Below are 20,541 nucleotides of genomic sequence, written 5' to 3'. Positions count from 1 at the left end.
CAGCGGTACCGAGGGTGCCGGGTGAGCTGGCCACCCTTTTCCTTGGCTCGTCAACGAGCCGGCTTATCGGCATACATGGCCCGGTCGGCGACGGCGATCAGTTCCGTGGCGGTCCGCGGGTCCGATCGGTTGAAGAAGGCGACCCCCAAACTGCCGGGGGAATGATAGGCGTTGCCCTCGGTCTCGAAAGGCTCGTTCAGCCTCGCAATCAAGCGCTTCTTTAGCTTTCGCCACCCTCCACCGGGCTCGATGCCGCGGAGCAACAACACGAATTCGTCGCCGCCAAAGCGCGCAACGACATCGTCCGAACGCACGGTCGCCTGCAGACGTTGAGCGATCTCGCGGAGAGTCGCATCGCCTTGCTGGTGGCCAAAGCGGTCGTTGACTCCCTTAAAATCATCCACATCGATGAAGACCAAGGCGAAACATGCCGGGCCGTTGGGCCCGGTCCACTCCGCCAGGCATTCGTCCATGACGGCTCGGGGGGCCAAGCCGGTGACCGGATCGTTCGACTCGGCGAGTGTGGCACGGGACACAACCGGCAAGCCGCACAGAAGCCACAGCGTGCCGCACTCGGTTAACCGCAGATCCGGTGCTCTCACTCCCGGCGTGTGGATCGGCTCGGCGCGAAAACTCCAGCCATTTTCTGGGGGTAAGGCGAACGGCTCCAGGACCCGTGTGAGGGGGATGGCTTGGCAGAGCCTTACCTGGGATGCCGTCGGCAGCTGCGTGAAGACCTCATTTGCCCAGGCAATGGCACCGGTGGGCAGCAGCAACGCGAGCGGAATCGGCCGAGGGGGATGAGCAGCGAGCGAAAGCGGATCCATCAACAAAACCTATGCCCGGGGCGGATCTTCGAGGTCAATCGCGAGGAGCGAAAAGCGGGAAATCACCGGCTAACGGGGGCCGTGAAAACGCCCTTTTAGTGCTTAACGACGCGGCAGCATCGCTCAAGCAACGGGCAGGATGCGGATCGGAACGGCGGTTCACCGCCACAAAAAATCGCTGCCTTCGTGACAAAATATTGAGCGAGAAAAATCGACAAACCCCTGCCAGTCACTATACTCGGCGTCAAGCCAAGCACACGCCATTGCCGGAGTAATCCGACGAAACCCATCTGGCTATCGTCGTTTTCTTGGCAACTACCCCCTGTGCATCAATCCCGCTGAGCGGTCTCTAGAAGCCGACCAAACCGCACTAACGATTCCAACCCGCCAGATTTGAGATCCAACTCGGCACCAAAGCTGCTTACACGGCAAACGTACGGAAGCGGCAAGTTTCCTGGCACGCTCCAGCCCGCTGGGACACACCCGCCCACCGCATAAGCCCGCTCACTCCGTGGTAAAAACGAAAGCCAAGCACGACACCATCGCTGCGAGAGCAAACTAGCTGGCGATAAAAACCCCGCTCGGTTTGCACGACAAACCGACACCAACAACACCGCTAAGAATTGCAACCGCGCTCGACACCCGTCCTGCGCTCGATATCCTGCCCTCCCCTACTGTTCACAACGCCTTGCCGGCCGCTCACCTGCCTGAGCTTCCGGCTTGTCTTCCCGCCGAACGCTTCGCAAATAATGGTCGTTAGCCTTTGCCAGAACGCCCCGCCTGGAGGAGTTCTTGCAGATGACCGTTATCCCGCGCTGCTGCGGCAGAGACCGTGGTGTTGCCTGCCCCCCCGATCTCTCTGATCATGCTCGACCTAGCCCGTTCTTTGTTCCGGCGCAAATCGTCGGAACTCAGCAGCCCCTATCTGCTCGGAACCGAAGAATTTGACACGGCCGCCGCCGCCGAACGAATGCGAGTCGATCGCAATCATTCGATGGTCTCGCTGCTGATGATCGATCTGCCTGCGCATCGGCGTCTCGAAACTGAGATCCAGCGATTTGAACGTACGATGGCCGCTCGGCTGCGGCTGACCGATACGGCCGGCCTGATGCGTGACGGCCGGCTCGGCATCTTGCTGCCCGACACGCCCGCCTCAGGGGCCTGGAAAGTGGCGGCCGATCTGTGCGATACGTTCCCCGTGGGTGGCGATCGCCCGGACTGCGAGGTCGTTGTCTATCCGGAGCATCCGCCCGCTGGCAAGCGCGAAGCAACGGGAACTTCCCCCTCGGCTGTGGGCGGTCCTGCCCCCGCATCAGACGGGTTGATGCGAGCCATCGGCAATGCGGGGGCTTCCGAGTTCGAAAAGCTGTTTATCGATCCGTGCCCCACCTGGAAACGGACAATCGACATTGTCGGGTCCACGATCGGGTTGCTGCTCGCCGTGCCGGTCATTGCGAGTGCGGCGGTTCTGATCAAGCTGACATCGCGCGGACCGGCGTTCTTCTTTCAAGAACGTGAGGGGCTGGCGGGACGGCGTTTCCGGATCTGGAAGCTCCGCACCATGCGGACCGACGCCGAGGCTCTGAAGGCCGATTTACGGGCCAGCAGCGAGCAAGACGGCCCCGCCTTCAAGATGCGGAACGACCCGCGCATCACGCGAATCGGCCGTTTTCTGCGAAAAACGAGCATCGACGAGCTGCCGCAACTCTGGAACGTGCTGCGTGGCGAGATGTCGATGGTCGGGCCCCGCCCGCTGCCGATCGACGAATCGCTGGCTTGCCAGCCCTGGCAGCGGCGACGGTTGCACGTAAACCCCGGGATTACGTGCACCTGGCAAATCTATGGGCGAAATATGGTGGCTTTTGATGAGTGGATTAGGATGGATCTGGACTACGCCGCCCGGCAGTCTCCGCTGCTTGATGTTCAGCTCGTACTAAAGACCGGCCCGGCGCTGGTTCTGCCCAAGGGGCAGTAAGCGACGAAGGACCGACAAGAACGTCCGTTACCCGTAGTGAATCGATCCTCCAAACCAACTCCTTCACGGCTCGGGCACTAACAGAATAAGCCTCAGCCTGCCCCCTCCCATAAATCCCCCCCCGGCCGAACCCCTCGCGACGCCGTGCGTTGCCCGCCAGCTCGGCCACCGCTCTTCGAAGCCCTGCCCGCCTCCCCCCCGGCTCCGCTGCCCCCTGGCAGCGCTCCCGAGCCGTAAGGAAGGCGAGACCATGATCGCCTCCACCTCCTCACCCTTCGCAATCCATGATGCGTCGCCCGAAATGGCCGGCGGGGCTCGCGTATTGCAAGTGGCCTTCGCGTGCCATCCGGACCATTCGATGGAGTCCCGCAACGGTTGGCGGCGGGCAACCCACGCGGCAAGAAGGCATCGGGTGACACTGATCTACGGCGACAGCACACCCGTTGAACTGCTCCAGCGTCGCGCAGAAGAAGAAGGAGTGGGCGACCGCCTTGAGCTGGTCCCGGTCCAGGCCGGCGTGATCGGCAAGCGTTGGCTACGCAGCGCGACCACTTATTACGCAGGCTTAAGACTCTGGCATCGGTCAGCGTACGCCGTGGCCAAGCAGCTGCACGCCGCTGAGCCGTTCGATCTCGTGCATCAAACCACCTTCTGCGGTTACCGCGAACCGGGCTACTGCTGGAAGCTGGGAGTCCCCTTCGTGTGGGGACCTGTGGGTGGCACGCACGCCTTTCCGGCACGCTTTCTGGGTCAGCTCAGCTGCCCGCGAACCCTGTGGATCGAGCTGTGCCGCAACGCGATCAACGCCTGGCAGCTGCGGTTCAGCCGTCATGTACGCCACGCTGCAAAGCAATCGGCCGTGTTGCTGTCCGCGACCCGCGCAGCGCAAGCCGACCTGCGTCAAGCACTGGGAGTCGATTCGACCGTCTGCCTGGAAACTGCGATCGACGGCCCCATCGCCGAACCGCGAGATGCCCGCCCGGCGGGCGAGCCGGTCCGCATCCTCTGGGCCGGACGCCTGCGGGCCTGGAAGACCTTGCCGTTGCTGCTCCGTGCTCTGGCCCGCATGCCCGCCGAGTTTCGGTACGAGCTACGGGTGATGGGGGTTGGAGCGTGCGAGCCGAAGTGGCGCGAACTCGCGGAGCGGTTAGGTATCGCCCAGCATATCCAGTGGATCGGTTGGCCCGCGTACGCGGAGACGTATGAGCAGTATCGGTGGGCAGATGCTTTTGCTTTCACCAGCATGCGCGACACCTCCGGCACGGGTCTGCTGGAGTCGCTCGCCAGCGGCACGCCGATCGTCGCGGTGAACCACCAGGGGGCGGCGGACATCGTCAACGCTTCGTGCGGGCTGCTTGTTCCGGTGACCGGCCCCGAGGCGTGCATCAACGCCTTCGCTGAGCATCTGCTACGGCTGTACAACGATAAGCCGCTTTGGAAACGCCTCAGCGATGGTGCGCTGGCCCAGGCGGAGCGACACACTTGGGAAGATCAGGCCGACGCGTTGCTCGGCTGGTACGAGCGTGCCCTGCATGCCCAAACCGCCCCCGCCACGGCCATTAAGCTGCCTAAAGCGTCTGGCTCTCCAACAACACGCAGCAACCCTGCCGGTAGGGGCACGACGCAACCGCCAGCTAGCCCGCGCACGGTTCAGATCCAATCGACCGTTTAGTCTTTCCCTGCGGCGGTGCTTAGCTGCCGCCCCGCTTTTAAACGTGAATCGCCTTCGCCTCGTTCCGCGTCCGCTGCCTTAAATCTCTTGCCGACATGAACGCCAAGCCTTTCAGTATCGCTTCGATCGTCGAGGCGCTGTTCCGCCACAAGTGGCTCGTGCTGATCCTGCCGACCGTCATCATCGGCATGGGGATCGCGGTTGCGTTGTTCGCGGCACGCTCCTATCGGTCCGAAGCGAAGCTCTTCCTGCAGGTCGGTCGTGAGAGTGTGGGCATCGATCCGACAGCTCAAACCGGCCAACAGATGATCAGCCTGCAGCAGCAGGGACGCGACGCCGAAGTGGTATCGGCAATCGATCTGATCACCAGCCGGGGGGTGCGTTCAGAAGTGGTCGAGCGACTCGGCGCAGATCTGATTCTCGATGGACTGATGCCGAGCGAGGAAGAAGTCGAGAAGCCCGCTCCGAATCCGATCGTAGCCGCTGTTTCGGGCGTGCTGGGAAACGTCATGTCGACGCTCAAGAGCATCGACCCGATCAGCGACGAAGAAGAGGCCCTGATCGAGCTGGGTGAAAACTTGGTGCTGGACTCTGAGCGTGATTCTTCCATCATCACGGTCTCCTATAGCAGCAAGTCGCCGGCCGCCGCCAAGCACATCTTGCAAACCCTGCTGGACTGCTACCAAGACGAGCACCTGCGGGTGCACCGCAACAGCGGGTCGCGGGCATTCTTCCAGGAGCAGGAGCAGCTGCTCCGGGCGCAGCTCGATGAGTCGCTCGAACGGCTGCGGCGTGCCAAGACCGACCTGGGCGTCGCTTCGATCGACACGCGTCGCACGAATCTTGAAAACCAGTTGCAGTCGATCCAGATGTCGACCTACCAGGCCCAGGCCGAACGGGCCCAGGCCGCGGCGAGCCTTGCCGACGCGCAGCGTCAGCTGGGTGTCGTTCCCGAGAGACTGGTCTCGTCAACGAAAGAAATCCCCAACCAAGGTGCCGACCTGCTGCGTGATCAGCTGTACGGCCTCCAGGTGCGACAGGCCGACCTCAAGGCTCGCTACAACGAATCGCATCCGCTCGTGCTGGCGATCGCCGAACAAGTCGCTTCCGCCGAGAAGGTCGCTTCGGCCGAGTCGGATGTTCGCGAAGAGACCGTCAGCGACATAAACCCGATCCACCGCGAACTCAACCTCTCCGCCAAGCAGCGTGAGAACGCACTCGCCGGTTTAAACGCGCGGCTAGAAGCGCTCCGCGACCAAGAGGCAGCGATCGTCAAAGATCTCGAAAAGCTCAACGCAGACGAGGTGCTGCTCGCCCAGCTCGAGCGAGACAAGACGCTCATGAGCAACAAGTACTTCCAGTACGCAGAGAATCTCGAGCAGGCACGGATCGATGAGGCGCTGGAAGACAACCGTGTATCTAGCGTGAGTATCGCCCAGAAGCCCACCTTTACGGAGAAGCCGGCCAGCCCGTCCAAGCTGCTCGTCGCGCTCGGCTCGCTCGCTATGGCGTTCGGCCTAACCGCCGCCTCGATCTTGGGGCTTGAGCAGCTCGATGATCGGGTGCGACAGGCTCGCGTTGTCTCGGAAGAAACCGGCCTGCCTGTGCTGACAACCATTCCGCAATCGGCCGTTCATGGCCGCGTGCTGACCTCGTAAACGCTGCGACGTGGCTGCGGTCACAAACGCCCTCTCAACCTCATCCCGCTCCGTTTAGAGATCTCGATGAAAGTCTCAACGCCAGTCGCTGAAGACACCGATCCCCTGTCGGACACGCAACCGGCTGAAACTAAGCGTGCCCCACGCCGACGGGGAGCCGACCCCTATGACACGCTGCTGTGGCGTTTACAGCCGCGGATGGAGGGTCGGCTGAGCGGGGCGTACTTGCTTGGAATCACGGGTTGCGAGAGCCGCGCCGGGGTTTCAACGATTGCCTCGAACCTCGCCATCCGGGCGGCCGACAATCAGGTGCGTCCCGTTCTGTTGATCGACGCCAATACGGCCGCGCCGCGGATCGCCAAAAACTTCCGCCTCCGCAAAACGCTCGGGTTGGGCGACCTATTGACCGGTGGCTGCGGCCTGGAAGACGCGATTCATGCCAGTTCCGTCGAGGGGCTAGATATCATGCCGCTCGGTTCGCGCGGGATCATCGAGCGGGGCGGTCTGGATCAGCGGGTCGTCGATACCGTGATCGAGAGTCTGCGTGAGTCGTACGAATTGGTCATCTTTGACCTGCCCGCCGTCGATCGCTTGCGACACAACCTGCTGGTGGCGCGGCGCCTGGACGGCGTCGTCATGACGGTCCGCAACGAATCGACGCCCGCGTCTCGGCTCAACGAAGCCACTGAGCAACTCCGTGCGGACGGCGTTGAGTTAGTCGGCGCGGTGCTCAATCGCCAGCGGCAGTACACGCCCGGGTGGCTACGCCGCTGGCTGTAAGAAACACGCTGATTGCCAATCGGCTTCTGTCCATTCCTTTTCGATTTTCAAGATCTACTTGGGTTTGCCAATGTCAACGCCATCCGTAGCAGCGACTCCTGTCGCGACGGCTTGGCAAAGGCGAGTCAAAGCTGTGCCGCGCGGCTTGTGGGGCGTTGCCGACCAGGGCGTGGTGAGTCTTGCCAACTTTGCTACCCCCGTACTGATCGGCCGCTATGGTGGACAAGAAGAGCTAGGACTCTACACGCTGGGCCTGTCGGTCTATCTGTTCGTGTACGCGATGGCACGCTCACTCGTATGGACCCCCTACACAAAGCACGCCCCCGCGATCGATGCCAATGACCTTCCCTCGTACACGGGGAGTGTTAGCTTTCACTTGGCCGCGTACGGAGCCGTTAGTGCGGCCGCCATTTTGGGTGCCGCAGGCATCGCCCTGGCAGCAGGGCAGACTCAATTGGCAGCGGTCTTGGCGGTTGTGGCTCCCGTCTCGGCAGCCATGCTGCTCCGTGAGCATGTGCGGCGATTGGGAATGGCCAAGCTGGACTTTGTGGGCGTCCTGGTCTTTGACTTGGTCGTGGCGGCCCTCCAGCTCTCGGCGATGCTCAGCCTTGCGGCGTCGGGGATGATGTCGGCCGATCGCGCTTTTCTAGCGCTCGCGGTCACCTCGCTCGCGTCCTTTGGTTGGATCGCCCTGAACCACCGCGAGTTCTGCTTCAAGCGCGAGAATTGGACTCCCGACTGGCGAAAGAACTGGTCACTTTCCAAGTGGTTGGCCGCCGCCGCATGCCTTGTGACGCTCGGCAACCAAGGTTACCGCTGGGTGTTGCCCGCCCTGGCAGGGATCGCGGAACTTGGCCGCCTGGGTGCCGCCCAGGTTATGGCGCAGTTAACGAATCCGGTGGTGATCGGTCTGTCGAATTACCTGGCACCCGTTACCGCCAAGGTGTTGGCTGAAGAGGGGCTGGTCGCGCTCTATCGCACCACGCTGCGGGTGACGCTCTCGATGCTAGTGGGGATCGTCTTGTTTTTGCTGCTGGTCGGACTGGTGGGTGTGCCGCTGGTTGAGCTGCTGCTGGCCGATGCGGCACGCGGTGTCACGACCACGCTGCTCGTGACCCTCACCGCCGGAGCCCTTTCCGAAGCGCTCTTGATCCCGGTCCAAGCCGCCACGGTTAATCGGGGGCACTCGCACACGATCTTTTATACGGCTCTAGCACGCCTCGCGATCAATCTGACACTCGGCTTCGGACTCGTCGGGATCTACGGGGCCGAAGCGATCGGTGTCGGCATGGTGATCGGCAGCGCGATCGCCTTGGCCTGGCAATGGATCGAGTTTACGGGTGAGGTGCGCCGTGCCTGATACTCAGTCTTTGGCGATCGGCGACGCAGCTTCTCCGCTGCTCGCGACAATGCGCGGCAGCGTAGCGCCGACTTCCACAAATGGCACCCTCACAACGGATAACCTCAATCACACCACGCGCTGGTGGTTGGTGCGGCTCATCGTGAATCAGTTCAGCGCGATCCTTCTTGACAAAGCAGCGAGCCGCAGTCTGCGGCAGTCACCCATTCGATCGGTGTCTTGTGCGAGCATCATCTCTGGCATGACCGTGCCGAGCGATTGGTTCGCCCCGCCTTCTTCAAGCATGTCAGCGTACGGCCGGTTCGCCAATGTGCTTGTACGCGTTGGGTCGGGAGGCGTACATGTCTGAAGGCTTCGCTATCAATTGCATGTCATCGCCACAGCTGGCTCACACCGCGGAAGTATCCGCAACGATCCGAACGACGCGTGTGGCGCTGGTCGCCGCGGCCTTTACGGTGCTGTTTTATACGTTTGAACACAGCGCCGTTGAGTTCGCTGGCGGAGCCGCTGCCGGAGCCCGTGAGGATCGTGTCAAAGACGAGTACATCGACGCGATCGAATCGGGCAACACGCAACGCAAGCTACTGCTGGTCTCCTATGCTACCGCCGGGCTGATTGCTGCGGCTCAGTGCCGGTCGAGGCCGTGGAATCTGCGGCGTGGTGCTGTGGCCGCCCTGTTGGCGACACTTGCCTGGGCGGCAATGACCGTTCTCTTCTCGGAAGAGCCCTCGCTCACGGTGCGCCGCCTCGCGGCTTCGGGCCTGGTGTTTGCGGGCAGTCTTGGCTTTGCTCGCCTGCTGCGGCCCAATGAATTACTGGCGGTTACGCTGGCGACGCTGACGATCCTTTGCACCAATAGTTTTTTAATCGACCTTGCGGCAGGAGGACGCCCCTGGCGAAGCGACTACCGCTTCTCCGGAACGCTCCACCCAAATATCCAGGCGGCCTACTGCGGCGTGCTGTGCTTAGCCGCCTACTGCTTCCCAGCCGGCTTTGGCAAACGCTGGCTGCCACGAATTCTTTTTGCGGTTGGTTTCGTGCTGCTGCTGCAGACGCAGTCGCGTGGTGCCCTACTCGCCTTACTCGCCGCGCTCGTGCTGGTCTTCATGATGCGATTGCCATCGCGCGTGCGAATCTTCGCCCTTGCGATGATCGTTTCGTTAGCGGCTGGAGGGACGTTCTTGCTGGGCAGCCTCAGCCACGGACAAAAAGGCCGGCTGACCGAGGTGATTCTGCTCGGTCGCACTGAGCAGGCTAGCTCCCTAACGGGCCGTGTGCCCCTGTGGGAACAACTCCTGGGCTATGTTTCGGCTCGCCCGCTGACCGGCTACGGCTACGAGTCGTTCTGGACACCCGACCGAATCGACGCGGTCATGAAGCAGCAGCAGTGGGCGATCCAATCGTCGCACAACTCTTTCCTAGAAATCACGCTTCAGCTAGGCATCGTCGGACTGTTGTTAACGGTCGCAACGGTGCTCTTGACGATGGGACACTTGCAATCGGCCTACACGAGAACCCGCCTTGAAGGCTACGCCTTCGCCTACGGGATTTTCGTGTTCGCGCTCACTAACAGTTTGCTCGAATCAAACTTTGTGAAGCTCAAGTATCCCACGGTTATCGCCTGGATCGCGATGCTGAGCATCTTGTGCTTCTATCCGGTGGATTCAAAGCATCGGAGTCCGCGCCGGCCGCTTCGTCTGACCGACAAGGCCTCTGATGCAAACGATCCCCTGAACGAAGCCTCTGCCGATGCGGCTGCCGCTTAGCCTTTTACCAAGTATCTCGTAACGATGTCCGAAACAACTCGCCCCGCCAACTCGCGTCGCGCCGATATCTCGGTGATCGTTATCACGTTCAATCGGGCTCCGATGCTCGCCCAAACGCTGGCAAGCCTCGTTGAACTCGAAACAACCTTGCCAAGCGGTGAGTCGTTCACCTACGAGGTGATCGTGGTGAATAACGCCTCGACGGATAATACCCAAGAAGTGATCGACGGCTACGCCTCGGACACGAATCGGGGATCAGCCCTCCGGATCCGCAGCTTCTATGAACAAGAGCCCGGCGTCGCACCCGCCCGCAACAGGGGTCTTTCCGAAGCAAATTCCGAGTGGATTGCCTTCCATGACGACGATCAGAAAGCCCATCCGCAATGGCTTGCCAAGCTGCTTGAACTCGCCCATCGCAAGCAAGTGAAGGTCGTCGGCGGGGCCGTGAAATTGCTGCTTCCTGAAGGGAATACTCGCCAGTTGGCTCCGCAGTGTCGCGTGCTGCTGGGCGAGCGCGTCGGCTGGGACGCTGAGGCCCCCTACACCCGCAAGCGCATCCCCGGCACGAACAACATTCTCATCCACCAGTCGATTCTGGACGAGGTAGGCAACTTTAATACGGCCCTCAAAGTGGGGGGCACCGACGCCGACCTGTACCGCCGCATCCGCAACGCCGGCCACGCGGCGTGGTACACGCCCGATTCCATCGTCTACCACATGATCCCCGAGAAACGCCTCGGGGATGAGTACATGAAATGGACCGCCACCCGCCACGGCATGCATCTGGCTCTGCGGGAGTACCTCGATTGGGGGCCCACAAAGCTGGCCGCAATGATGATTTTGCGAACAGGACAAGCCTGTGCAAACTATCTGCCCCGTTTTCTAGTAGCTAAGCTAACAGGCCAGCGTGAGAAGGCCCTGGGGGCCCGCGCGCTGCTCTGGCGCTCGCAAGCCTATCTGGCGCGGGCCTTTGAGCTACTCCGCCGCGGCGATACCGACGACACCACCCACGACAAGACGCTGAGCTTCCGCGAAGGAAGGGAAAAGCTGGTCCGGGGCGCTACTTCGACATAGATCAGATCCCTCCCTCCCGACTCCCGCCGACTGCTGATCCTCTCGCGCTCGTCCCCTTCAACCGTCCTTACTCACAACTATGTCGCACCCTCTCGATGAATCGGTCGGCCTTCTCGATCAACCGCGTCCTCAGTTCGAAGCTTCTTCTCACGAGGTCAAGCCGACCGTCCGGCTAGCATTGCCAGCCTACAACGAGGCCGAATCGCTGGAGATGCTGCTCGAGTCGCTTCACCGCACGCTGGCGGCAGCTGAGATCCCGCATGAGATCGTTGTTGTCGACGACGGTAGCAGCGATGAGACGGCCCAGATCGCTAGCGCCGCATCGTTCCGGTTGCCCGTTCGCTTAGTGCGTCACGAGAAGAATCAGGGCCTCGCCGCCGCGTTGCGGACCGGCTTCATCGACGCGGTCGAACACTCTGCGCCAGAAGACATCATCATCACCATGGACTCCGACAACACGCATCCGGCCGGGCTCATGCCGCGGATGATCCAAATGATTGGCGAGGGGCACGATGTGGTGATCGCGTCGCGGTTTCAGTCCGGAGCACGGGTCATCGGCGTGCCGTTCGATCGGGTGCTGCTGAGCATCGCGGCGCGGATCTTATTCAAGGTGGCGTTCCCGATCCGTGGCGTGCGTGACTACACCTGTGGCTATCGCGCGTATCGGGCCGGCATGCTCGCCGCGGCGATCAACCATTACGGCGACCGCTTCGTCAGCGAGAAAGGCTTCTCGTGCATGGTCGACGTGCTGCTGAAGCTGCGTCGTCTGCGGATTGATGGCGGACCGATCGTGATGGGCGAGGCCCCCATGATCCTCCGCTACGACCTCAAGGGGGGCGTTAGCAAGATGCGTGTGCTGCGCACAATCGGCCAAACGCTCTCGCTGATTCTTCGCCGCCGCGTGGGCGGAGCGTGATCGCGCGACGCCGACGAGCGTGCTCCGCAGCACCGCATCCACCGCTCTCATTCACCAAGACTTGGCAACCTCACGATGTCGAAAACGCCGACTCCGCTGAAGCGCGACGCTCCCCACTGGGCGGTGGTCGGCGGCGGCATGCTCGGCATGACCCTGGCGCACGAGCTTTGCAAGCAAGGAGTCCGGGTCACACTGCTGGAGGCCGCACCCGAACTCGGCGGACTCGCCGCGGCTTGGACCCTGCAAGATGAAGAAACGGGCCGCACCGTCACCTGGGACCGTCACTATCACGTGACGCTGCTGTCCGATACACGCTTGCGTGCCCTGCTGGAAGAGATCGGACTCGCCGAGGACATGCGCTGGGTCGAAACCAAGACCGGTTTCTACTCGGGCGGCAAGATGCACTCGATGTCTTCGACACTCGAGTTCTTAAACTTCCCGCCGCTGACCTTGATCGAGAAGTTCCGCCTGGGAATGACCATCTTCGGGGCGTCGAAGATCAAGAACTGGAGCCGATTGGAGAAAATCCCCGTCGCCGATTGGCTGCGCAAGTGGTCGGGCCGCGGCGCATTCGAAAAGATCTGGCTACCGCTGCTCAAGGCCAAGCTCGGCGAAACCTACGAGACCACCTCCGCAGCGTTCATCTGGGCACACATCAACCGCATGTACGCCGCCCGACGGAGCGGTATGAAGAAGGAGATGTTCGGCTACGTCCGCGGCGGATACCCCCGCCTGTTGGATCGTATGGCCGAGGTGCTCCGCGACAACGGGGTTGAGATCCGCACGGCGGCCCCCGTCACTTCCGCTTATGCACGGCCCGGCGGCGGGGTTGTCGTCGAGACCGACACCCAGACGCTGACATTCGACAACGTGGCATTCACCACCCCCTCACCGATAATTGCTCGCGCCGTCGGCGACCTTTCAGCGGACGAACAAGAACGGCACAACGGCGTGTCTTACTTGGGGATTGTGTGTGCGTCGCTGCTGCTCAAAAAGCCGATCACCGAGTACTACGTTACCAACATCACGGACGGCTGGGTTCCGCTCACTGCCGTGATCGAGATGACGACAATCGTCGATCCCGCCGAACTCGGCGGCCGGAGCTTGGTCTATCTGCCGAAGTACGTGCCGGCAAATGACCCGCTGTTCGAGCGCTCCGACGACGAGCTGCGCGCGGAGTGGCTCGCGGCGTTGGAGAAGATGCACCCGCACTTCTCGCGTGAAGACGTTGTCGCTATGCGCTTCTCACGCGTACGGAGTGTCATGGCGCTGCCGACGCTGAACTACTCGCAGCGTCTGCCGCCTATGGCAACCAGTGTGTCCGGGATCTTCGCGGTCAATTCGGCCCAGATCCTCAAGGGCAATCTGAACGTCAACGAAACGATCCAGGTGGCCGACGAGGCGATCGCCGGTCCGCTCGCCGCGGCGTTGCGTCAGCAGCAGACCCACATCACGGCCGAAGACCGCCAGTTGCAATCGATCGGCACGTGATACGCCACACCTCAGCGCCGCTCGCGAGTCTCTCGCTCGACCTGGACAACAAGTGGGCGTATCTCCGCTCACGTGGAGAGAGCGTCTGGCAAAAGCGGCCCAGCTATCTCCCGGCGGTCGTCCCCCGGATTATCGACTTCCTGGGCGAGCGTAGCCTCGCCTGCACAACGTTCGTTGTCGGCGAAGACCTCACTCGCGAGGCGGACGCCCACGCCATCGCCTCGCTGCGCCACGCAGGGCACGAGATCGGCAACCACAGCCAGTCTCACTTGCCCTGGATGGACGCGCTCAACGTTGACGAGATGGAACGCGAGGTGGAGCAGGCGGAAACGCTGATCGCACAGGTCACGGGCGAGAAGCCGCTCGGCTTTCGCGCGCCGGGCTTTAGCTGGTCGCCCCCCTTGTTGGCAACGCTCGTCCGCCGCGGCTATCGCTACGACGCCAGCGTTTTCCCGACGTTCATCGGCCCTGCCGCGCGTTGGTACGTCAAGTTGAGCGGCTTTCGATCTCAGCAGTCCCAGGCTACAGCCGAAGACCCCGCTCCTGCCGAGCAACGTTTCAGCTCATTCGGAGACGCCCTGCGGACGCTTCGACCGCATCGCGTTGCCACCACGGCTGGCTCGCTTATCGAGTTGCCGGTAACCACCATGCCACTCAGCAGGGCACCCATTCACTTCACTTATGTGTCGTTTCTCGCTCAGAAGTCGCCCGCGGCAGCGCTTGCCTACTGGCGGACCGCGCTGCGGCTCTGCCGGCTGCGGGGGGTGGGGCCGTCGCTGCTCCTCCACCCGCTCGATTTCCTGGGCGAAGAAGACGAGCCTCAACTGGCTTATTTTCCAGGTATGAAGCTCGCGAGAGCGGCAAAGCTCAAGTTGCTTTCCGAGGTACTCGACCATCTGGCGCGGGGTCGGCGTGTGGTGACGGTCGCCCAGCACGCGGAACAGGTAGACCTAACGCGCTAGAGCACGCTCCCCGTTTGCCGCTGCGTCTTTTCCCAGCCGGGTTCGCAATTCTGATCGTCGTCGGCGCGCGACGTCCGTGCGATACGCACTACTGCGCGATCAACGGACGCAACACGTTACGGCTGATGCGCAGCGAACGCTCACGAGCTGCCAGGCTCTCGGTGTAGGCTTCGTCTTCCACTTCGATACAAACTGGCCCGTCGTAACCGGCGTCGCCCAGCGCGCCGATCCAGGCCCCCCAGTTGATATCGCCCAGCCCCGGAAGCTTCGCCGTCGCACGGTCCATCGGCAACGCCAGCGAGCCCACCTCGTTCAGACAATGCGGATCGATCCGCATGTCTTTGGCGTGCGTGTGAAAAATGCGCGAGCCAAACTCGCGGATCGGAGCGATCGGATCGATCAACTGCATCCGCAGGTGCGAAGGATCGTAGTTGAGGCCCAGCGCCGGGCTGGGGATGATCTCAAACATCCTCCGCCAGATGGCGGGCGTGCGGGCCAAATTGAGCCCAAACGGCCAGGTGTTCGCGTACAGCATCGGGCAATTCTCGATGCCGATGCGTACGCCCCGCTCTTCCGCATGGCGAACAATCGGCGGCCACACCTCGGCATAGCGTTGCAGGTTCTCTTCCAGCGACAGATGCTGATTCGCGCCGATGAACGAGTTGATCGTCTTCAGCCCCAACAACGCCGCGGCGTCGATCACGCGGTACAGATGCGCCACCGCGGCCGCGGCCTGCTCGGCGGCTGCTGAGAGGGGAACGGAATAATAACCCAACGCGCTGGGCCCCACGCCGTGCTTGTCGAAGAGCGCCCGCGCGTCGTCGGCCATGGCCGGGGTGAAGTCGCTAACGTCTAGGTGCGTCACGCCGCCGTACTTGCGGTCTGGCCCGCCGGGGGGCCAGCACAGCACCTCGACACAGTCGAATCCCTCTCCCGCCGCGAAGGTGAGGACCTCGTCAAGTGACAGGTCGGCGAAGATCGCGGAAACAAAACCAAGTTGCATCGTAGCGGGCCTGCAGAGGTTCTTTGCGGTAAGCGTGGGCTCAGCGTGTCGCCGCGGCGATCGCTTGCTCGAGATCGGCCTGCAAGTCGTCGTAGGCCTCTAAGCCAACCGACAGCCGGATCATGCCGTCAGTTATGCCGTGCTTGGCGCGGTCGGCGGCGTCGTAGGAGGCGTGCGACATGCTCGCCGGCTGCTCGATGAGCGACTCGACGGCACCGAGGCTAACCGCCAACTGGAACAACCGGGTTGCTTTGCACAACCGTTTGCCGGCCTCGAAGCCCGCGCTCAGCTCGAACGTGATCATCGCCCCGAAGCCGCCTTGCATCTGCCGTTTGGCGATCGCGTGGCCCGGATGAGCGGGCAGACCGGCGTACAGCACGCGGCCGATCGCCGGGTGCTGATCGAGCCACTCCGCCAGCCGCTGCGCCGAACGACACTGCTCGCGGACGCGCAGCTCAAGCGTCTTCACGCCCCGCGAGCACAAAAAGCACGACAGCGGGTCCATGATGCCCCCCGTCGCGTTCTGGATGAACTTGAGGTCCTCGTAGACCGCCTTGTCGCGGGCGGCGAGCAGCCCCCCCATCAGGTCGCTATGGCCGCCATAGTACTTGGTGGCGGAGTGCATGACGATGTCGAGGCCCAGCTCCAAGGGCCGTGTCAGCACGGGGGTCGCAAACGTGTTGTCGCACGCCGCCAGGGCACCGTGCTTGTGCGCCAACTCAGCGACCGCGGCCAGATCAACGATCGACATCCGCGGATTGCCCGGCGACTCGACCCACACGAGCCGCGTGTTGGGTCGAAACCCTTTTTCGAAGGCCGTCAGGTCGGTGGCGTCGGCCAGCGACACCTCGACCCCCGCGCGGTTCATCACCTTATGAAACAGCCGATAAGCGCCGCCGTACAGGTCGCTGCCGGCCAGCACGTGATCGCCCGCCTTGAGCGACGAGGTCACACCGTGGATGGCGGCCATGCCGCTAGCGAAGGCCAGCGCTCCGCCTTCGGGATGGTCCGTGCCGGGCCCGCACCCTTCGAGCGAGGCAACTACCTCTTCGACCGCATTGCGAGTGGGGTTGCCGCTCCGCGCGTAGTTGTAGGGCCCCCACTCGCCGGCACCGGGCTGGACGAAGGTGCTCGCCAAATGAATCGGTGGCACGACCGCCCCGGTGTGGGGATCGGCGTGATGGCCAACGTGAATCGCGCGAGTTCGGAATTGCATAAATGATCAAGGTTCAGCGGTATCTAAGTCACGGCAGATCTTCTTCGTTAGGCGATCGTCGATATAGCGGTGGCGAGGAATCGCCGATCGATGGTTCGTGCCGATTTCACCTAAAGCTAGGCAGCCCTTCCCGCAACTTTGTTTTAGTGTCGTATGTCTGTTTCCATTGTCGCATTCTACCAACCTTTGAGCCCGCAAGCTGCTTGCGCTCGGCAGAGGGTTTCGCCGGCGCGCTGGCGTGCCTTGACGGCACCGGCGGCGAGGATCTCACGCACCTCGCCGGGCTTCGCGGCCCACTCGGCGCGACGCTCTCGGGCTGGGCCCCAGTAGGTCTCAGCCGCTTCGGCCAGGGCCTTCTTCACGTCGCCATAACCAAAACCGCCACCGCGGTAGGTGGCCTCCCACTCGGCTAGCGTCGCCTCGCTCGCCACGAGTTTCAACAGGTCGAACAGCACGTCGCCTGCCGGGTCCTTCGGCTCTTCCATCGGGCGACTGTCGGTCTGGATGCGCATGATCTGCTTGCGCTGCGCTTTGACATCGTCAAACACGGCGAGCGTGTTGTTATAGCTCTTGCTCATCTTCTCGCCGTCGGTGCCGGGCACGCGGGCCGACTGGTCTAGCACTTTGCCCTTTGGCAGAACGAAGGTCTCACCAAAGTGATGGTTGAAACTCTGCGCCAAGTCGCGGCAAACCTCGATGTGCTGAAGCTGATCCTCGCCGACCGGGACCACCGTGGCGTCGTACGCGAGGATGTCGGCTGCCTGCAGCACCGGGTAGGTGAACAAGCCGGCGTCGGCTTTGATCCCCTTGGCGAGCTTGTCTTTGTAGCTGACGCAGCGTTCGAGCAACCCCATCGGCGTGCCCGTGAGCAGCAGCCAACAAAGCTCGCTTACTTCGGGTACATCGGATTGGACGAAAAGCGTGGCTTTGTTGGGATCAAGGCCCAATGCGAGCAGGTCGATGGCACCATCGAGCGTGTACTGCTGGAGCCGCTCCTTCTCGCGGACGGTCGTGAGGGCGTGCAGGTTCGCGATGAAGTAGAACGAACCGTCGTCGCACTCATCCTGCAGCGCGATGTACTGCTGGATGGCACCAAAATAATTGCCCCAATGAAAGGGGCCGGTCGGCTGGATACCAGAAAGAGCGCGCATGGGTGTCTTGATTGGTCGCTAGATTAAATATTGTCAACCGACTTCGCAGCAAGAGAAGGCGGTGCGTTGTATTCCCCTCCCCTTTCAAGGGGAGGGGCTAGGGGAGGGGTCTGCCCCGCTTGCCAGGATCGCCCTTTGAATCGCCGCAAGAACCCCCTCCAAGTTGCTAAGAACTTCTTCATTAGTAAAACGAAGCACACGCATCCCGAGCACCTCGAGCCGCTGTTGCCGACTTTGGTCTTGGCGTTCGCGATCCGTGTGACTCTCGCCATCGAGCTCGATCACGAGATGGGCAGACGCACAAAAGAAATCAACAACGAACGACTCAATCGGATGCTGTCGCCGAAACTTGAAATGGTTGAGCTGACGCGCTCGCAGTGCGTCCCACAGTAGCGATTCCGGATGGGTGGCGTCGCGACGCAGCACTGCGGCGTTCTTGCGAGCGTTCGGCGTAGCACGTGTGCGGACGGCTTTCGTGACGGGAGAGTCCCCTGGCGGGCTACCCCCTCCCCTACCCCCTCCCCCTGCAGGAGAGGGGAATTTTTGGTCGGAAGCTGTCGTGGCGGCGGCCGGTCGATTCTCTGTGAGCGTGCCGACGCTATCCGCCAGTCTCGTCGTGCCCAACTCGGCCAGCGCCGCCGGCAATGCGTCGAGGATCTCAATCGCCACGGTGGGACGATAGAAGTTGATCGTTCCCAACTGGATTGCGCTCGCGCCGGCGACGAAAAACTCCATGGCGTCGTCCAGCGTCTGGATGCCGCCCACGCCGACGATCGGCGTCTGAACCGCCTGCCGCGCTTGCCACACGCACCGCAGTGCGATTGGTTTGATCGCCGGTCCGCTTAGGCCGCCCAGGCCATTGGCCAGCAGCGGCCGCCGTTTGCGCCAATCGACAGCCATGCCGAGCACCGTGTTGATGAGCGTGATGGCGTCGCAGCCGCCGGCCTCGGCGGCCCGGGCCATGACGGGGATGCTGGTCACGTTCGGCGTCAGCTTCGCCAACAAGGGCAGATCGGTCGCGGCGACACAGCGGCTCACAACCGCCTCGCATCGCTGGGGGTCGCTGCCAAAGTCGACTCCCCCGGACACGTTGGGGCAGGAAAGATTTAACTCGATCGCCGCCGGGCGGAGCGGGCTGTCGTTGAACTTACGACAGAGCACCTCAAACTCGTCGACAGTGCGCCCCGCTACGCTCACGATGATCGGCGCGCCGACTGTCGCCAGGTACGGCAGGTGACACGCCAGAAACGCTTCGACGCCGTCATTATCTAAGCCGATGGCGTTGAGCATGCCGGCAGCGGTTTCGACCGTCCGCCACGGGGCGTTGCCCTGACGGGGCTCGGCGGTGACGGTCTTGGGCAAGATGCCACCCAAGCGCGCCAGATCGACAAACGGTGCCATCTCACGCGCATAGCCAAACGTACCCGAGGCCACGAGCACGGGGTTCAGCAGCGTGAGCCGACCGAGTCGGACCGACAGGTCGCAAGGAGTCGATGCGGGCGGCTTCGCAACGGCCGGGGGCGCGATTGCGGGATCGGACATGGCATGCAGAGACGTGACGGCGCAGACGGGCTAGCAGGCGGCAAGCCAGAGCCTAACGGCCTCGGGCAGCACGGCCTAGTCACACGTTGTGCCGGGGTGGGCTCCGCTAGAGAACCAAACCACTGGTGCGATACGGCTTCAGATGGCTGGGCGAGTCGAGGAACCAGATGCGCTCCCACTCGTCCAAGAAGGCCCGCAGGTCTTCCGAGGTGTAGAGCAACTGCTGGGCACGTCGCGCGGGGTCGCCCGAGTACATGGGGATCAAGCACCCTGTGCTTGAGCTCAGGCAGACGGCAAAAAGTAGAGCGGTGAGCCACTTACGCATCGGACGGCACTCCTCCTTGAGCACCCCCAGCAGGATCGAGCCGCAAAAGAGCAGCATCGATCGCGGGGTAGCGTTGGTTCTTCTGTCGGCTTGGGGGGGGCGGGGGAACCCGCTATCGGTATCTAACCGCTTGGCTCATTTCGCTTTGCGTTCCTTGCTTAGCGTTGTGAACCCGTCTTACTGGTCGCCGGGTCCGCCGTCGAGACGGATCAGCTAATCCCGCTTTCGCGAGGCTACAGGCCGGTCCCGGGCGGATGCTCGGAAGCCGAATCGTTCATCGCAGCGTCGCTAGCGGGTCGGTCGTAGCCCGGATAATCGGGCGGGGTGGTTCGCGGGGCGGGTTGAGCCGCGTCCGCATCGACGTAACTTGCTTGCTCGTTGCTGCTTAGGTTGTTGCTAGCGGCGGCTTGCTGGGCTCGCAGCGCGGCGGCTTCTTCGGCCGCCCGGCGCTCAAGCTCACGCACCCGCTCTTCCATCTCCTTGCCCGGCTTGAAAGTGACGACGAATTTTTCCGCCACTTCCACCTTTTCACCGGTGCGCGGGTTGCGGGCCTTGCGGGCCGCCCGCTTCTTGACCTCGAAGACGCCAAAATTGCGAAGTTCGATCCGGCGGTCTTCGACCAAAGTCTCGACGATCGCATCGAACGTCTTTTGGACGATCTCCTTAGTCTTGAGTTGAGTCAGCCCAATCTCTTCCGAGATGGTCCGGACAATTTCTTTTTTGGTCACGACCGACTCTCCGGTGCGAAAGGCGGCTCGTTCGCGGATATGGTCCGAAGCGGACCCCGCGGGCGGCCTTTCTACGGCTGGCTCTGTCGTCCCAA

Annotated in this window: 18 protein-coding genes and 1 pseudogene; 11 read left to right on the top strand and 8 right to left on the bottom strand. The window is 62.5% G+C overall.

The features are described from left to right. Nucleotides 1-50 precede the first annotated feature (50 nt). Entirely contained in the window at nucleotides 51-827 is a 777-nt protein-coding gene (locus tag Pla111_RS02400; RefSeq protein ID WP_146570992.1) for a GGDEF domain-containing protein, read from the bottom strand. An 865-nt stretch (nucleotides 828-1,692) separates the two neighbouring features. On the opposite strand from Pla111_RS02400, the gene Pla111_RS02395 reads away from it, so the two are divergent. The 11 genes from Pla111_RS02395 to Pla111_RS02345 all read left to right on the top strand — a co-directional run bounded on the left by Pla111_RS02395 (nucleotide 1,693) and on the right by Pla111_RS02345 (nucleotide 14,481). Then, a complete protein-coding gene (locus tag Pla111_RS02395; protein WP_146570990.1) occupies nucleotides 1,693-2,802 on the top strand; it encodes a sugar transferase in 1,110 nt (369 codons plus the stop codon). A gap of 250 nt (nucleotides 2,803-3,052) precedes the next feature. Further along, nucleotides 3,053-4,474, top strand: a complete 1,422-nt coding sequence (locus Pla111_RS02390) for a glycosyltransferase family 4 protein (protein ID WP_146570988.1) — start codon at nucleotides 3,053-3,055, stop codon at nucleotides 4,472-4,474. Between the two features lie 95 nt (nucleotides 4,475-4,569). Further along, nucleotides 4,570-6,132, top strand: coding sequence for a GumC family protein (locus Pla111_RS02385; protein WP_146570987.1), 1,563 nt, complete (start codon nucleotides 4,570-4,572; stop codon nucleotides 6,130-6,132). 66 nt (nucleotides 6,133-6,198) lie between these two features. Continuing rightward, on the top strand, nucleotides 6,199-6,912 hold the full coding sequence (locus tag Pla111_RS02380; protein ID WP_146570986.1) for a CpsD/CapB family tyrosine-protein kinase: 714 nt from the start codon (nucleotides 6,199-6,201) through the stop codon (nucleotides 6,910-6,912). A gap of 70 nt (nucleotides 6,913-6,982) precedes the next feature. Then, on the top strand, nucleotides 6,983-8,272 hold the full coding sequence (locus tag Pla111_RS02375; protein WP_146570985.1) for a lipopolysaccharide biosynthesis protein: 1,290 nt from the start codon (nucleotides 6,983-6,985) through the stop codon (nucleotides 8,270-8,272). Then, a complete protein-coding gene (locus Pla111_RS02370) occupies nucleotides 8,265-8,621 on the top strand; it encodes a hypothetical protein (protein ID WP_146570984.1) in 357 nt (118 codons plus the stop codon). Before Pla111_RS02375 ends, Pla111_RS02370 begins: the two co-directional genes overlap by 8 nt. Next, nucleotides 8,614-10,038: an O-antigen ligase family protein gene (locus Pla111_RS02365; RefSeq protein ID WP_197524683.1), complete on the top strand. Its 1,425-nt coding sequence runs from the start codon at nucleotides 8,614-8,616 to the stop codon at nucleotides 10,036-10,038. The genes Pla111_RS02370 and Pla111_RS02365 overlap by 8 nt, the downstream gene beginning before the upstream one ends. 24 nt (nucleotides 10,039-10,062) lie before the next feature. Further along, nucleotides 10,063-11,112: a glycosyltransferase family 2 protein gene (locus Pla111_RS02360; RefSeq protein ID WP_146570982.1), complete on the top strand. Its 1,050-nt coding sequence runs from the start codon at nucleotides 10,063-10,065 to the stop codon at nucleotides 11,110-11,112. A gap of 79 nt (nucleotides 11,113-11,191) precedes the next feature. After that, complete coding sequence (locus tag Pla111_RS02355; RefSeq protein WP_146570981.1) at nucleotides 11,192-12,028, top strand: glycosyltransferase family 2 protein; 837 nt, start codon at nucleotides 11,192-11,194, stop codon at nucleotides 12,026-12,028. Nucleotides 12,029-12,103: 75 nt separating this feature from the next. Further along, on the top strand, nucleotides 12,104-13,519 hold the full coding sequence (locus Pla111_RS02350) for an NAD(P)/FAD-dependent oxidoreductase (RefSeq protein ID WP_146570980.1): 1,416 nt from the start codon (nucleotides 12,104-12,106) through the stop codon (nucleotides 13,517-13,519). Next, nucleotides 13,516-14,481 carry a polysaccharide deacetylase family protein gene (locus tag Pla111_RS02345; RefSeq protein WP_197524682.1) on the top strand — a complete coding sequence of 322 codons (966 nt, stop codon included), beginning with the start codon at nucleotides 13,516-13,518 and terminating at the stop codon, nucleotides 14,479-14,481. Before Pla111_RS02350 ends, Pla111_RS02345 begins: the two co-directional genes overlap by 4 nt. Before the next feature lie 88 nt (nucleotides 14,482-14,569). On the opposite strand, the gene Pla111_RS02340 is transcribed toward Pla111_RS02345, so the two are convergent. The 7 genes and pseudogenes from Pla111_RS02340 to Pla111_RS17365 form a co-directional block, all read right to left on the bottom strand. After that, nucleotides 14,570-15,484 carry a sugar phosphate isomerase/epimerase family protein gene (locus tag Pla111_RS02340; RefSeq protein ID WP_146570978.1) on the bottom strand — a complete coding sequence of 305 codons (915 nt, stop codon included), beginning with the start codon at nucleotides 15,482-15,484 and terminating at the stop codon, nucleotides 14,570-14,572. Between the two features lie 40 nt (nucleotides 15,485-15,524). Beyond that, the gene (locus Pla111_RS02335) at nucleotides 15,525-16,700 is read right to left on the bottom strand and encodes a trans-sulfuration enzyme family protein (protein WP_146570977.1); all 1,176 of its coding nucleotides are present in this window, start codon (nucleotides 16,698-16,700) and stop codon (nucleotides 15,525-15,527) included. Nucleotides 16,701-16,876: 176 nt separating this feature from the next. Further along, nucleotides 16,877-17,851, bottom strand: a complete 975-nt coding sequence (gene trpS, locus Pla111_RS02330) for a tryptophan--tRNA ligase (protein WP_146570976.1) — start codon at nucleotides 17,849-17,851, stop codon at nucleotides 16,877-16,879. An 84-nt stretch (nucleotides 17,852-17,935) separates the two neighbouring features. After that, complete coding sequence (locus Pla111_RS17100) at nucleotides 17,936-18,460, bottom strand: endonuclease domain-containing protein (protein WP_197524730.1); 525 nt, start codon at nucleotides 18,458-18,460, stop codon at nucleotides 17,936-17,938. Beyond that, nucleotides 18,437-19,393, bottom strand: a pseudogene (locus Pla111_RS02325) (dihydroorotate dehydrogenase); the annotation flags it as partial. The pseudogene Pla111_RS02325 and the gene Pla111_RS17100, both read right to left, overlap by 24 nt. A 106-nt stretch (nucleotides 19,394-19,499) precedes the next feature. Beyond that, entirely contained in the window at nucleotides 19,500-19,775 is a 276-nt protein-coding gene (locus Pla111_RS02320) for a hypothetical protein (protein WP_231930587.1), read from the bottom strand. A 176-nt stretch (nucleotides 19,776-19,951) separates the two neighbouring features. After that, nucleotides 19,952-20,446: an HU family DNA-binding protein gene (locus Pla111_RS17365; protein WP_146570975.1), complete on the bottom strand. Its 495-nt coding sequence runs from the start codon at nucleotides 20,444-20,446 to the stop codon at nucleotides 19,952-19,954. Between the last annotated feature and the right edge of the window lie 95 nt (nucleotides 20,447-20,541).

Origin of the sequence: Botrimarina hoheduenensis, from assembly GCF_007859815.1 — a bacterium.
GTDB classification, from domain to species: Bacteria; Planctomycetota; Planctomycetia; order Pirellulales; family Lacipirellulaceae; genus Botrimarina; species Botrimarina hoheduenensis.
The sequence above is the reverse complement of the archived record's forward strand: the minus strand, read 5'-3'. Positions and strand labels throughout refer to the sequence as shown.

Excerpts from the sequence above, each read along its gene's own strand:
- Pla111_RS02385 (WP_146570987.1), top strand. The coding sequence starts at position 4,570 with ATGAACGCCAAGCCTTTCAGTATCGCTTCGATCGTCGAGGCGCTGTTC.
- Pla111_RS02365 (WP_197524683.1), top strand. The coding sequence starts at position 8,614 with ATGTCTGAAGGCTTCGCTATCAATTGCATGTCATCGCCACAGCTGGCT.
- Pla111_RS02400 (WP_146570992.1), bottom strand. The coding sequence starts at position 827 with ATGGATCCGCTTTCGCTCGCTGCTCATCCCCCTCGGCCGATTCCGCTC.
- Pla111_RS02335 (WP_146570977.1), bottom strand. The coding sequence starts at position 16,700 with ATGCAATTCCGAACTCGCGCGATTCACGTTGGCCATCACGCCGATCCC.
- Pla111_RS02355 (WP_146570981.1), top strand. The coding sequence starts at position 11,192 with ATGTCGCACCCTCTCGATGAATCGGTCGGCCTTCTCGATCAACCGCGT.
- Pla111_RS02360 (WP_146570982.1), top strand. The coding sequence starts at position 10,063 with ATGTCCGAAACAACTCGCCCCGCCAACTCGCGTCGCGCCGATATCTCG.
- Pla111_RS02380 (WP_146570986.1), top strand. The coding sequence starts at position 6,199 with ATGAAAGTCTCAACGCCAGTCGCTGAAGACACCGATCCCCTGTCGGAC.
- Pla111_RS02390 (WP_146570988.1), top strand. The coding sequence starts at position 3,053 with ATGATCGCCTCCACCTCCTCACCCTTCGCAATCCATGATGCGTCGCCC.
- Pla111_RS02350 (WP_146570980.1), top strand. The coding sequence starts at position 12,104 with ATGTCGAAAACGCCGACTCCGCTGAAGCGCGACGCTCCCCACTGGGCG.
- Pla111_RS02375 (WP_146570985.1), top strand. The coding sequence starts at position 6,983 with ATGTCAACGCCATCCGTAGCAGCGACTCCTGTCGCGACGGCTTGGCAA.
- trpS (WP_146570976.1), bottom strand. The coding sequence starts at position 17,851 with ATGCGCGCTCTTTCTGGTATCCAGCCGACCGGCCCCTTTCATTGGGGC.
- Pla111_RS02340 (WP_146570978.1), bottom strand. The coding sequence starts at position 15,484 with ATGCAACTTGGTTTTGTTTCCGCGATCTTCGCCGACCTGTCACTTGAC.
- Pla111_RS02395 (WP_146570990.1), top strand. The coding sequence starts at position 1,693 with ATGCTCGACCTAGCCCGTTCTTTGTTCCGGCGCAAATCGTCGGAACTC.
- Pla111_RS02320 (WP_231930587.1), bottom strand. The coding sequence starts at position 19,775 with ATGCTGCTCTTTTGCGGCTCGATCCTGCTGGGGGTGCTCAAGGAGGAG.